Origin of the sequence: Serratia marcescens subsp. marcescens ATCC 13880 (assembly GCF_017299535.1) — a bacterium.
Lineage (GTDB): Bacteria > Pseudomonadota > Gammaproteobacteria > Enterobacterales > Enterobacteriaceae > Serratia > Serratia marcescens.
Genome location: NZ_CP071238.1, coordinates 4,868,989 through 4,881,733, shown reverse-complemented (window position 1 = coordinate 4,881,733; position 12,745 = coordinate 4,868,989). Strand labels below are relative to the sequence as shown.

Sequence of the window (12,745 nt, the reverse complement as noted above, 5' to 3'; positions counted from 1 at the left end):
ATCTGTTTTCTCCTAAGCTTTTCGATTCTGTAACGCGATAAACAGGATCAGCACGCCGCCCCACAGGGCCATGGTCAGGTAGCTGCTGACCCCCAGCAAATTGAGGCCGCTTTCCAACATTTGCAGCACGATCAGCGCCAGCACCAGCCCCAGAATGCGGCCGAAACCGCCGTCCGGGTTAATGCCGCCCAGCACCGAGGCCAGAATGGTCACCAGCAGATAAGATTCGCCGTAGCCGGCCTTGGCCGAGTTGAACTTGGCCATCATCAGCAGCGCGGCGCCCCAGCCGAGCAGCGCCGACAGGATATACACCGCGATCTGCACCCGCGCGGTGTTCACGCCGCTGAAGCGGGTGGCCTGCTCGTTGGAGCCGATCAGGTACAGGCTGCGCCCCAGCGTGGTGTGCTCCAGCAGCAGCCACAGCCCCACCGCCACCAGCAGGAACAGGATCAGCGCCACCGGCACGCCGAGCACGGCGCCGTTGCCGAGAAATTGAATCGCCGCCGGGAAGCCGGAGATCACCGCGCCGTTGGACAGCAGGATGTTCAGGCCGGTGATCAGCGTCATGGTGCCAAGCGAGGCGAGGATCGGCGAAACGCCGATCCAGGCCACCAGCGCGCCGTTCAGCGCGCCGATCGCCACCGCCACCAACAGGCCGGCCAACAGCGCCAGCGCCAGGAACAGCGGCTGGTCGGGATGGCTGACGATGATCGCCGCCATCACCAGCGAACAGGCGTTGGCGCCGGCGATGATCGACAGGTTGATGCCGCCGGTCAGCATGGTGATGCCCATGCCGAGCGCCAGCAGGCCGAGGATCGGCAGCTGCGAGGCGATCGACTGGAAGTTGCCGAGGCTGAAGAAGCGCGATCCGAGCAGCCCGGCGAACAGCAGCGCCACCGCGATGATGATCGCGCCCTGCAGGCGAATGATCCGATCGTTTGGGATCAACCGAGTTAACTGCGTCATGTCAGATCTCCTTGAGCAGCTTGCGTTTTTCGTTCCAGGCGGTGGTGCTGATGCTGATCAAAATGATCGCGCCGCTGAATACCTGGTGCCAATAGGCCGAGACGCTGAGCAGCGTCAGCCCGTTTTGCAGGAAGGCCAGCAGCACCACGCCGAGCAGGGTGCCGGTCAACGATCCGCGGCCGCCGCTCATGCTGGTGCCGCCCAGCACCACCGCCGCCAATACCGTCAGCTCGAAGCCGAGCAGCGAGTTGGGCGCCACCGACTGGGTGATCTGCGCCTGCACCACCGCCGCGACGCCGGCCAGAATGCCCATATAGCCATAGACGCAGAAGTGCAGCCGCAGCAGGTTCAACCCCAGGCGCGACGCCGCGTCGCGGTTGCCGCCCATGGCGTAGATCTGGCGCCCCAGCCGGGTGCGGTTCATCAGCACGCCGGTGACGACGATGGTCGCCAGCAGGCACAGCAGCGGCAGCGTCAGGCCGTAGTCGTAGCCGTCGGCGCCCTGGAACGAGAACCAGTTGATGCCGTTCATGAACCAGTCCGGGAAGCCGTACAGCCAGGTGCCGTTGGTGGCGTATACCAGCAGGCCATAGAACAGGTTGAGGGTGGCGATGGTGATGATGATCGCCGGCACCTTGAGCCAATACACCAGGAAACCGTTCACCAACCCGAGCAGCAGGCCGACGCCGATCGCCAGGGCGAACGCCAGCGGGAAGCTGCCGCCGTGCTGGATCACCCAGCTGGCCATCACGTACTGGGCGATGGCGGTGATCGCCGGGAACGAAATATCGATGCCGCCGGCGATCAGCACCACGAACAGCCCGCAGGCCAGGATGCCGAGAATGGCGTAGCTGGTGGCGACATCGGTCAGGTTGCCGAGCGTCAGAAACTCATCGGTGCTGGCGCTCAGGCCGATCGCCAGCAGCAACACCAACAGGCCGAGATAAAACTCGTGTCGCCCGGCCAGGCGGGCCAATAATGACTTATCCATTCACCACCTCGGCGATCTGTTGTTCGGTACTCTGGTGCGGCGCGAATTCGGCGATCAGTTCGCCCTTGCGCATCACCATCACCCGATGGCTGTTGTAATAGGCTTCCGGGATCTCGTCGCAGATCATCAGCACCGCCATGCCCAGCTGCGCCAGATCGCGGGCGATCTGGTAGATCCCCTCTTTGTTGGCGATGTCCACGCCGACGGTGGGCGAGTCGAGGATCAGGATCTTCGGCTGGGTCGCCACCCATTTGGCGATGGCGATGCGCTGGGCGTTGCCGCCGGACAGGGTTTTCACCGGCAATGCGCTGTCGGACACCTTGATGTTCAGATCGCGGATCAGCCGGTTGACCAGCTCGGTCGCCTTGGCGTGATCCAACAGCCCGAGCGAGGTATGCAGCCGATCGAAGACGGTGACGATGGTGTTGTCGTAGATCGATTGCTCCATGATCAACCCCTGCGTCAGGCGATCCTCCGACACATAGCCGATGCCGTGGCGCACCGCTTCGCGGTTGTTGTGCAGCTGCACCGCCCGGCCCTCGATGCGGATCTCGCCGCTGTCCGGCCGCACCGAACAGGCTGAGGCACAGTTCGGTGCGGCCGGCGCCGAGCAGGCCGACGATCGAGACGATCTCGCCGCCGCGCAGCGCCAGATTGACGTTGCGGTATTTCTCGCCGCGGCTGAGGTTGCGCACCTCGAGCAGCGGCGCCTGTTCGGCCGGCGGCAGCGGCGGCAGCGGGCTGTAATGGAAGCGTTGGCCGGTCATCAGGAACGCCAGTTCATGGCTGTCCAGTTCGCTGGCCGGCCAGGTGCCCACCAGTTTGCCGTCGCGCATCACGCTGATGCGATCGGCGACTTCCATCACTTCATCCAATCGGTGGCTGACGAACACCACGCAGATGCCGGCTGCTTTCAGTTCGTTAACCACCCGCAGCAGGCCGTCGACCTCCTGGCGGGTCAGCGAGGCGGTCGGTTCGTCCATGATAACCAACCGCGCCTCGGCGGCGATGGCGCGGCAAATCGCCACCAGCTGCCGATCGGCGATTGACAGTTTTTCCACCTTTTTATCGGGATCGATGTGTACGCCGACCCGCGCCATGGCGTCCAGCGCCGTCTGTCGCATCACCCGCTTGCGCACCCAGAAGTGGCCGCCGGGCAGGTAACGGTGGATGGCGATGTTTTCCGCCACCGTCAGGTTAGGGAACAGCGACAGGTCCTGGTAGATCACCTGTATGCCGTAATAACCGGACAGCTGCGGCGTCAGGGCGTGGAAGAGTTTGCCTTCCAGCGAAATATTGGCGCCTTTTTCCGGCTGATAGACGCCGGAGATGATTTTAATAATGGTGCTTTTGCCGCAGCCGTTTTGCCCGGCCAGACAGTGCACTTCGCCTTTATTCAGCGTCAGGTTGATCTGGTCTAATGCCAGCACGCCTGGGAATCGCTTGCTGATATTCTCCAGGGTGATAAATGCGGGGGAGGCTGTCATAACGTTAACCTGTGCTTGCGTAGCGGCCGAAGCCCTGGGCGCAGCAACGCTGCGCCCCTACGAGGGTTTAACTACTTTCCCGGTGTAGCGAAATTACGCGAAAAATCAGAATCCGAGCGATTTGGCGTTGTCTTTGGTCACTTCCAAAATCTTATTAAACCGAATCACTTTGTGTTCCATATCGACGTCGGCCTTGCCGAGGCCCTCGATCGACAGGTCTTTGTTCACGTCCTTGCCCTGCAGCAGCTGATCGGCCACCGTCACCAGCGCATAACCGGCGTCTTTCGGATCCCACAGCAGCGCTTTCTTGATGTCGCCGCGCATCAGGTAAGGGGCGGCCTGCGCCGGCATGGCGATGCCCACCACCGCGATTTTGTCCTTGGCGCGCTTCTTGGCCACCGCCTGGCCGGCGCCGATCGGGCCGAGCGAGCCGAAGCCGATGATGCCCTTCATCTGCGGATAGGTTTTCATCAGATCCAACGTGGTGGCGTAGGATTTGTCGATGCTTTCCGCCACCGGCAAGCGCGAGGTGACTTCAAACATGTCCGGGTATTTTTCTTTCTGGTACTTGATGGCGGAATCGGCCCAGGCGTTGTGCAGCGGCACGGTCAGCGAGCCGACGTAGATGGCGTAGCCGCCTTTGCCGCCCATGTCTTTCGCCAGTTCATCGACGTTGGCCTGCGCGTATTTCTCGCTGTCGATGGTCTCGATGTCCCACTGGCCGATCTGCTGGTCCGGGGATTCATGGGTCAGCACCACGATGCCTTTGTCACGCGCTTTTTTCAGCACCGGCTCCAGCACCTTGGCGTCGTTCGGCACCACGATGATGGCGTTGACGTTCTTGGCGATCAGATCCTCAATCACCTTGACCTGCGCGGCCGGATCCGGCGTAGAAGGGCCGGTCTGGTAAGCGTTGACGTCGAGCTTTTTCGCCGCTTCGTTGACGCCCACTTCCATGCGGTTGAACCACGGAATGCCGGTCACTTTGGCGACCACGGCAATCTCATATTTATCAGCGGCGAACACAGGTGTTGTCGATAACATGCACGCAGAAACCACACATGCATTTAATAATGCGAGGTTAAATTTCATTAGCTGTACCTTTTTTATCTGTAGGGGTGGCGGTTTTTCCACCGCTGCAGATTACAAAGGAATGGAAGAGGGGGCGTAGCCGAAGTTAACGAAATGTGATCTGCGCACATTTAAGTAAAATATTGACGTATTTAATGTTAAATAAATGTTTAATTATTTGACGGTGGTAAATTTACTACCAACTAAACGGCTGTAAATAACTTTTTATTAACTTTTAATTAACGTATGTGCATCATTTTGATGGCTTGGACGCGAAAAAAAATGCCGGCGAAGGAGCCGGCATTGAAGCATTTAATCGATGTGTGAACAAGATCACCTTTGCGCCCGATTACAGCACGCCCTGCGCCAGCATCGCCTCCGCAACCTTAACGAAACCGGCGATATTCGCGCCGTGTACATAGTGGGTTTGCTTGCCCTCGCCGCCGTATTCCACGCAGGCATGGTGAATATCCGCCATGATATGTTGTAAACGTACATCCACTTTTTCCGCCCGCCAGCCGATGCGCGCGGCGTTTTGCGCCATCTCCAGCCCCGACGTGGCCACGCCGCCGGCGTTGGCCGCCTTGCCGGGCGCGAACAGCACCCCGGCGTCAAGGAAGGCGTCGGTGGCCTGGATGGTGGTCGGCATGTTGGCGCCTTCCGCCACCGCTTTCACCCCGTTGCGGATCAGCGTCTGCGCCGCCTCGAGATCCAGCTCGTTCTGGGTGGCGCACGGCAGGGCGATATCCACCGGCACGCTCCACGGCTGCTGGCCCGCCAGATAGGTCAGGCCGCGTTCGCGGGCGTAGTCCGCCACCCGGCCGTAACGCTGGTTCTTGATCTCCGCCAGGTGCGCCAGCTTCTCGGTGGTGAAGCCGTCTTCGTCCACCAGGGTGCCGCCGGAGTCCGACACGGTGATCACGCGCGCGTCCAGTTCCAGCGCTTTCTCGATGGTGTACTGCGCCACGTTGCCGGAGCCGGATACCGCCACCCGCATGCCCTCAAAGCCCAGGCCGTGGCGCTGCAGCATGGCGTCGGTGAAGTACACCAGGCCATAGCCGGTCGCCTCGGGGCGGATCAGGCTGCCGCCGAAGGAGAGACCCTTGCCGGTAAACACGCAGGCGGTGTTGTTGGACAGTTTTTTCATCATGCCGGCCATAAAGCCGACTTCGCGGCCGCCGACGCCGATGTCCCCGGCCGGCACGTCGGTGTCCGGGCCCAGATGGCGATACAGCTCGGTCATCAGCGCCTGGCAGAAGCGCATGATCTCCCCCTGGCTTTTGCCTTTGGGATCGAAATCGGAGCCGCCTTTGCCGCCGCCCATCGGCAGGGTGGTCAGCGCATTCTTGAAGGTCTGCTCAAAGCCGAGGAATTTCAGGATCGACAGGTTCACCGACGGGTGGAAGCGCATGCCGCCCTTGTAGGGGCCGATGGCCGAGTTGAACTGCACGCGGAAGGCGCGGTTGACCTGCACCTGGCCGCGATCGTCCACCCAGCTGACGCGGAACTGAATGATGCGCTCGGGCTCCACCAGGCGCTCCAGCAGCGCCTGTTCGCGATAGCGCGGATTGCGTTCGATAAACGGCCACAGCGAGGTGAACACTTCGCGCACCGCCTGCAGATATTCCGGCTGGTGGGGGTTATGGCGTTGTAACGAGGACAGGAAAGACTCTACCGATACGGCATATTCCATGGATAACTCCTTTTCGCATTAAATTTCCCCCGCTATTTCTTATAGATTTGGGTGTTGGCGATGCTCGGGGGAGGATGTTGTGTCTTTAGCGACTATATCATCGGAGGGCGGTTGATTATCAAGCGATTAATCGGCGTGGCGGCATGAAAAACGCCCGCAGGGCGCGGGCGTTGGTCAGTTAAGTTAGCAGGCGCTTACTTTATTCGTCTTCTTCGTCGCGCAGCGGCACGATCAGCATATCGATGTGCACGGTATTGATCAGCTGGCGCGCGGAAGACATCAGCTTGCTCCAGAAGTCCTGATGGTGGCCGCACAGCACCAGGTCCATATCGTATTTCTTGATGGCGTCCACCAGCACCTGCGCCAGATCGCCGCTGCCGCTCAGGGTCTCGGTGATCGGGTAGCCGGCGTTTTGCGACAGCTCGGTCAGCGCCTGATGGGTTTCTTCAGAGATGCGTTTTTGCATGTCGCCGAGATTGACGTCGATCAGGCCGGTATAGAGGTCGGAATAGTTGACATCGACGTGGATCAGAGAAACTTTGGCGTTATACGGCCGCGCCATAGAGACGGCTTTTTCTACCAGGATCTTGCTTTCCGGGGATAGGTCCACCGCGATCAATATGTGTTTGTAAGCCATAAGAATACTCCTTCCATAAACATGCCGATTAAAAAGGGTTAGCAGGCGTTCCGTGTACCCGCCTGGCGCTGTTGGTTCCATAGTATCATTTGGATAACGCAATGATATGTTGGGGCGATCACACTGCGCCGCATCGGAAATCTCTGCGCACGATACCTTTCGTTGTACACCCGCGCGGCGTAAAAGCCTATGGGTTATGCGGGTTTTAACGGTCTGACCGCTTGAATTATAAGCGTTATTAAACAAAGTATAGCGCTAAATGTGCAATCAGCGCTCCAGATGCGGCTGCAGCAGGCTTTCAAACCACTCATGAAACACCGCCAGACGCCTTGAGCGCTGGCGGCGATGGGGGTAGATCAGGGCGATCGGCATGGAGGCGGCGCGGTAACCGGGTAGAACTTCCGCCAGTTCACCGGCGTCGAGCAGGTGTTGTACGTCGTAGCGCGGGATTTGCATCAGCCCCAGCCCCGCGCGGCAGCAGGCGATATAGCTTTCGGCGTTGTTGACCACCACCCGGCTGGGCAGTTCGAGCCGTTGCGTATGGCCGTCGCCGGTCAGGTATTCCCAGGGGGATTCGCGGCCGGTTCTGGGCGAGGCGTAGCCGATGCTCCAGTGCCCCTCGACGAGATCGTCGGGGTGGAGCGGATGACCGAATTCGCTCAGGTAGGCGGGGCTGGCGCAGTTGATCAGCGCGATATGGCCGAGCGGGCGCATCACCAGGCTGCTGTCGTGCAGATCGCCGACGCGCACCGCGCAGTCGACCCCTTCCTGCACCAGATCGATGGCGCGATCGGCGGAGCCGAGCGCCAGCTGCAGGTGAGGATGGCGCCGCAGCAAGCCGGGCAGCGCCGGAGCGATCAGCCGGCGGGCGATGCGGCTCGGCACGTCGACGCTGAGCCGCCCGGAGGCCTGCCGCTGGCTGGCCTGAAATGACTGATCGATGTCTTCCACTTCGGCCAGCAGCGGGCGCAGCCGCTCGAGCAGCTGTTCGCCGTCGGCGGTCAGCCGCACTTGCCGCGTGGTGCGGTGCAGCAGCCGTACGCCCAGTTGCGTTTCCAATTGCTGCACGGCGGCGGACACCGAGGCGCGCGGCACCTCCAGCGCATGGGCCGCCCGGATAAAGCTGCCCATTTCCGCCACCTGTACGAATACGCGGTATTGATTGAATCTGTCCATCTCGCTGACCTGCTGTTCCTTGGCGCCGTTTCTGACAGTAGAGTGTAGCCGCATGGCGCGGTTGCGCGCGAGCAGGTGCGGGGGCCTCTCCGCCCCCGTCGAACTTACTTGGTGGTGTAGCCGCCGTTGATCAGGATGGTTTGGCCGGTTATCCACCAGCCGTCGCTGACCAGATGGCGGATGAACGGCACCACGTCTTCGATATCGGTCAGGCCGGTTTTGCTGAACGGCGACAGCGCCGCCGCCGTCTTGTGGTAGGCCACGGCGTCCGCGCCTTCAGCCGGGTAGAAGAACGGGGTATCCATCGGGCCGGGGCCGACTGCCGTCACGGAGATGCCACGTTCGCCGAACTCCTTGGCGGCGGCGCGGGTGAAGTGCTCCACCGGCGCTTTGGTGCCGGCGTAAGCGGCGTAGAACGGCGTGAAGGCGCCGAGCAGCGAGGTGACCAGCGTGCAGATTTTACCGTTGTCGTTAAGGTGCTTGCCCGCCTCTTTCAGGAAGAAGAACGCGGTTTTGGCGTTGACCGCGGTCATTTCGTCGTACTCGGCTTCGCTGATGTCGATCATCGGCTTTTTCAACACTTTGCCGACGGTATTGATGGCGATATCCGGCTTGCCGACGGCGGCGACCGCGTCGGCGAACAGCTTCTCGACCGCGCCCGCGGTGGTGAGATCGGCCTGCAGCGCGACACCTTGCGCCCCGGCGGCCTGAATGGCGGCGACGGTTTTTTCCGCCTCGGCTTTGGAAGCGGCGCTGTTGTAGTGGATCACCACCGCTTTGGCGCCTTGTTCAGCCAAATCGCGCGCGATCAGCCCGCCGAGATTCTTGGCGCCGCCGGCGATGAGGACGGTTTTTCCCTTGATTGAATGGTTTGCCATAACAGTTTCCTTGGATGAACGTAACGGAAACCTGAGTCTAGCCAGCGTGGGGGGAAAGATCAGCGGCGCGGCGCGGGATAGACTATCCAGAAAAGCGACATAATCGAAACGGATGGTTATCGCTTATAACGCCCCGGCAGGTGACTTTTCGGTACAGGGCGGTAAATTTTATCCACTGCTCAGGCCAGTTTGCGTTCCATTAACCTACAATGATGGATATGGGCTTCACCATTTCTCCTCTGAGTAGAACCATGCCGTGCAAATCTCTCTGTGCGGCGCGGCAACGTCTTTGGAGGCGGTGGGTTATGGGCGTGGCTCGTGCAGGCAAAAAAAGGGGATGAGAGCGGTAAGCTCCAGCAGAGTATCGGGTAATGAGGTAGGGCGGTTGGACCCGGCGGATGGCCGCGGATAACAACGCCTTGAGGGGGTAATCATGATCAGTACCGTCGCGCTGTTTTGGGCCTTATGTGTGGTGTGTGTGGTAAACATGGTGCGGTATTACTCTTCTCTGCGCGCGTTGCTGGTGGTATTGCGCGGCTGTGACCCGTTGCTGTACCAATACGTCGACGGCGGCGGCTTCTTCACCGCCCACGGGCAACCCAGCAAGCAGCTGAGGCTGGTGCGCTATATCTTCGCGCAGCGCTATGTCGAACACCACGATCCGGAGTTTATTCGCCGCTGTGAGCGGGTGCGCGGGCAGTTTATGCTGACCTCGGCCCTGTGCGGCCTGGTGGTCATCAGCCTGATAGCGCTGATGATCTGGTATTAATGCCTTCCTGTTTCCCTTGATGCAGGCAAAAAAAAGGCGGCCCTGCGGCCGCCTTTCTCGTGGTGCTTATCGCTTAGATCAGCTTCAACGCAACCCAATACAGCGCACCGGAAAGCAGAATCGAGATTGGCAGGGTCAGTACCCAGGCCAACAGGATGTTCTTCACGGTTTTGCTCTGCACGCCGCCGCCGTCCACAATCATCGTCCCGGCAACCGCCGAAGAGAGGACGTGGGTGGTGGAGACCGGCATGCCGGTATAACTCGCCACGCCGATCGACAGCGCCGCGGTCATCTGGGCCGATACGCCCTGGGCGTAGGTCATGCCTTTCTTGCCGATCTTCTCGCCGATGGTGGTGGCCACGCGTTTCCAGCCCACCATGGTACCGAGCGACAGCGCCAGCGCGACGGCGACGATGATCCACATCGGCGCGTACTCGACGGTCTGCAGCAGATCCTGACGCAGGTTCTTCAGGAAGCGCTGGTCGGCGGATGAGGTTTCCGGCAGCTTGGCGACTTTATCCGCCGTGTCGGTCACGCACATCAGCAGGCGGCGCAGGTGGCTGCGCTGGTCAACCGTCAGCTGATCGTAGCTTTGCAGGTTGGTCAGCATGCCCTGAGCCAGTTCGATGGCCGGCATGGCGCGCGAACTGTCGCAGTGGAACTCGGCAGGCTTGCCAGACGCAGCTTCGTCATCCGGGCTTGGCACCAGCGGCGTCAGCGACACCGCATGCGACAGCGCGTCGCCGTGCTGCTGGTAATATTGCTGCAGGTGGGTCACGGCGTCACGCGTACGGGTGATGTCATAACCGGTTGCATTCATATTGACCACGAAGCCGGCCGGCGCAACGCCGATCAGCACCAGCATGATAAGGCCGATGCCTTTCTGGCCGTCGTTGGCGCCGTGCGAGAAGCTGACGCCAATCGCCGACAGGATCAGCGCGATACGGGTCCAGAACGGCGGCTTGCGTTTGCCGTCGACCTTTTCACGTTCCGCAGGAGTCATGTGGATACGCTGGCGTTTCTTGGTGCCACTCCAATAGCGGCGCAAGGCGAACACCATCACTCCCGCCACCATCATGCCGACCAGCGGCGAGAACAGCAGAGAAAGGAAAATGCCAATCATTTTCGGGACGTTAAGCGCATCCACCACCGAAGTGTGGGTCATCAGGGCGTTGGTTAAACCGACACCGATGATTGCGCCTATCAGCGTATGGGAACTGGACGCCGGCAGACCGAAATACCAGGTGCCGAGGTTCCAGATGATTGCCGCCAACAGCATGGAGAAGACCATGGCTAATCCGTGTGCTGAACTGACGTTCAACAACAGATCGGTAGGCAGCAAGTGGACGATGGCGTAAGCAACACTCAAACCGCCGAGCATTACGCCAAGAAAGTTGAACAAACCTGCCATCACGACCGCAAGTTGCGAGCGCATGGCGCGGGTATAAATAACTGTAGCGACCGCATTGGCCGTATCATGAAAACCGTTGATGGCTTCATAAAACAACACGAACAACAATGCGAGAATTAACATCAGGCCGGTATGGAAATCCAGGCCAGCGAACAAATGCAGCATAAGCGTTACGCCAGTTTGTGGACATGAACGCCGCGCATTATCAGTGACAACCGGGGCCGGGGAAAAGGAAAATATGACGTTTTTTTGATTTGGACATGACGAAACGATGACGCGCCTATAACAAAAATATTGAATATCAACGCGTTATTCTCCTCTGACCTCTGTAATATTTTCTTACTGTGGCGTTGGCGGCGCCGGGGCTTTACAATCTGCCGCCGTGAATTTGGCGGTGACCGGCGGCGAAACGGCGTAATATGGCGCTCTTTTGTCGCGATTGTGGTTTTGATAAGTGAGGCTCAGGTGGAACAGTTTGATGTCGTAGTGATTGGGGCGGGCGCCGCCGGCATGTTTTGCGCCGCGCAGGCGGGGCAACTCGGTTGCCGCGTGTTGCTGCTCGACAACGGCAAAAAACCAGGCCGCAAGATCCTGATGTCCGGCGGCGGGCGCTGCAACTTTACCAACATGTACGCCGAACCGGCGGCCTATCTGTCGAACAACCCGCACTTCTGCAAGTCGGCGCTGGCGCGCTACACCCAGTGGGACTTCATCGATCTGATCAACCGCTACGGCATCGCCTACCATGAAAAAACGCTGGGGCAGCTGTTCTGCGACGATTCGGCGCAGCAGGTGGTGGATCTGCTGGTCAAAGAGTGCGAGCTGGGCCAGGTGACGATGCGCCTGCGCAGCGAAGTATTGGGCGTGGAGAAAACCGAGAGCGGCTACCAGCTGGCGCTCAATGGCGAAAAAGTAAGTGCTCGCTCACTTGTGGTGGCCAGCGGCGGATTATCCATGCCGGGGTTGGGCGCGTCGCCGTTCGGTTACAAACTGGCGGAGCAGTTCGGCCTCAGGGTGTTGCCGACGCGCGCCGGGCTGGTGCCTTTTACCCTGCATAAGCCGCTGCTGGAGCATGTGCAGACGCTGTCCGGCGTGTCGGTGCCGGCGGTGATCACCGCCGAGAACGGCGTCAGCTTCCGTGAAAGCATCCTGTTCACCCATCGCGGTCTCTCCGGCCCGGCGGTATTGCAGCTGTCCAGCTACTGGCAACCGGGTGAGTATGTGAGCGTTAACTTACTTCCTGAGCTGGATTTGGCGGGCTTCCTGGATAACCAACGCCAAGAGCACCCGAACCAAAGCCTGAAAAACACCCTGGCGCTGCATTTGCCGAAGCGGTTGGTGGAGTGTTTGCAGACCCTGGGACAATTGCCGGAGGCGACGCTGAAGCAACTGAATGCGCCGCAACAGGCGGCGTTGGTGGATCTGTTGCAAAACTGGCGCGTGCAGCCGAACGGCACCGAAGGCTACCGCACGGCGGAAGTGACGCTCGGCGGCGTTGACACCAACGAACTTTCTTCCAAGACGATGGAAGCCCACAAGGCGCCAGGGCTCTATTTCATCGGCGAAGTGGTGGACGTGACCGGGTGGCTGGGCGGCTACAACTTCCAGTGGGCCTGGAGTTCGGCCTGGGCCTGCGCCCAGGCGCTGGCGGCGCAGGGGCGTTAGC

General features: G+C 60.3%; 10 protein-coding genes and 1 pseudogene. 2 read left to right on the top strand and 9 right to left on the bottom strand.

The annotated features are described in order from the left end of the window. Positions 1–12 precede the first annotated feature (12 nt). The 8 genes and pseudogenes from J0F90_RS23345 to J0F90_RS23310 form a co-directional block, all read right to left on the bottom strand. Positions 13–966, bottom strand: coding sequence for an ABC transporter permease (locus J0F90_RS23345; protein ID WP_016930441.1), 954 nt, complete (start codon positions 964–966; stop codon positions 13–15). 1 nt (position 967) lies between these two features. Further along, positions 968–1,957, bottom strand: a complete 990-nt coding sequence (locus J0F90_RS23340) for an ABC transporter permease (RefSeq protein WP_033639170.1) — start codon at positions 1,955–1,957, stop codon at positions 968–970. Further along, positions 1,950–3,444: pseudogene (locus J0F90_RS23335) on the bottom strand (sugar ABC transporter ATP-binding protein). The gene J0F90_RS23340 and the pseudogene J0F90_RS23335 overlap by 8 nt, the downstream one beginning before the upstream one ends. Before the next feature lie 105 nt (positions 3,445–3,549). Next, positions 3,550–4,536, bottom strand: coding sequence for an autoinducer 2 ABC transporter substrate-binding protein (locus J0F90_RS23330; protein WP_028128102.1), 987 nt, complete (start codon positions 4,534–4,536; stop codon positions 3,550–3,552). A gap of 328 nt (positions 4,537–4,864) precedes the next feature. Next, positions 4,865–6,208, bottom strand: coding sequence for an NADP-specific glutamate dehydrogenase (gene gdhA / locus J0F90_RS23325; protein WP_016930438.1), 1,344 nt, complete (start codon positions 6,206–6,208; stop codon positions 4,865–4,867). 199 nt (positions 6,209–6,407) lie between these two features. Further along, on the bottom strand, positions 6,408–6,845 hold the full coding sequence (uspA, locus tag J0F90_RS23320; protein WP_004930988.1) for a universal stress protein UspA: 438 nt from the start codon (positions 6,843–6,845) through the stop codon (positions 6,408–6,410). Between the two features lie 267 nt (positions 6,846–7,112). Beyond that, complete coding sequence (locus J0F90_RS23315; RefSeq protein ID WP_033639171.1) at positions 7,113–8,021, bottom strand: LysR family transcriptional regulator; 909 nt, start codon at positions 8,019–8,021, stop codon at positions 7,113–7,115. 104 nt (positions 8,022–8,125) lie between these two features. Beyond that, positions 8,126–8,899 (bottom strand): SDR family oxidoreductase, encoded by a 774-nt coding sequence (locus J0F90_RS23310; protein ID WP_033639172.1) that lies wholly within the window; start codon positions 8,897–8,899, stop codon positions 8,126–8,128. A 433-nt stretch (positions 8,900–9,332) separates the two neighbouring features. Between J0F90_RS23310 and uspB the strand changes: the two genes are divergently transcribed. Further along, entirely contained in the window at positions 9,333–9,668 is a 336-nt protein-coding gene (gene uspB / locus J0F90_RS23305; RefSeq protein ID WP_016930435.1) for a universal stress protein UspB, read from the top strand. 73 nt (positions 9,669–9,741) lie between these two features. Here uspB and pitA read toward each other — a convergent pair whose 3' ends face one another. Then, a complete protein-coding gene (pitA, locus tag J0F90_RS23300) occupies positions 9,742–11,244 on the bottom strand; it encodes an inorganic phosphate transporter PitA (RefSeq protein ID WP_016930434.1) in 1,503 nt (500 codons plus the stop codon). A gap of 300 nt (positions 11,245–11,544) precedes the next feature. Between pitA and J0F90_RS23295 the strand changes: the two genes are divergently transcribed. Then, positions 11,545–12,744, top strand: coding sequence for a BaiN/RdsA family NAD(P)/FAD-dependent oxidoreductase (locus J0F90_RS23295; protein WP_016930433.1), 1,200 nt, complete (start codon positions 11,545–11,547; stop codon positions 12,742–12,744). Position 12,745: the final 1 nt, after the last annotated feature.

What these genes read in the sequence shown, in the direction of transcription:
- J0F90_RS23310 (WP_033639172.1), bottom strand. Translation starts at nt 8,899, where the DNA reads ATGGCAAACCATTCAATCAAGGGAAAAACCGTCCTCATCGCCGGCGGC.
- pitA (WP_016930434.1), bottom strand. Translation starts at nt 11,244, where the DNA reads ATGCTGCATTTGTTCGCTGGCCTGGATTTCCATACCGGCCTGATGTTA.
- J0F90_RS23315 (WP_033639171.1), bottom strand. Translation starts at nt 8,021, where the DNA reads ATGGACAGATTCAATCAATACCGCGTATTCGTACAGGTGGCGGAAATG.
- gdhA (WP_016930438.1), bottom strand. Translation starts at nt 6,208, where the DNA reads ATGGAATATGCCGTATCGGTAGAGTCTTTCCTGTCCTCGTTACAACGC.
- J0F90_RS23345 (WP_016930441.1), bottom strand. Translation starts at nt 966, where the DNA reads ATGACGCAGTTAACTCGGTTGATCCCAAACGATCGGATCATTCGCCTG.
- J0F90_RS23340 (WP_033639170.1), bottom strand. Translation starts at nt 1,957, where the DNA reads ATGGATAAGTCATTATTGGCCCGCCTGGCCGGGCGACACGAGTTTTAT.
- uspA (WP_004930988.1), bottom strand. Translation starts at nt 6,845, where the DNA reads ATGGCTTACAAACACATATTGATCGCGGTGGACCTATCCCCGGAAAGC.
- uspB (WP_016930435.1), top strand. Translation starts at nt 9,333, where the DNA reads ATGATCAGTACCGTCGCGCTGTTTTGGGCCTTATGTGTGGTGTGTGTG.
- J0F90_RS23330 (WP_028128102.1), bottom strand. Translation starts at nt 4,536, where the DNA reads ATGAAATTTAACCTCGCATTATTAAATGCATGTGTGGTTTCTGCGTGC.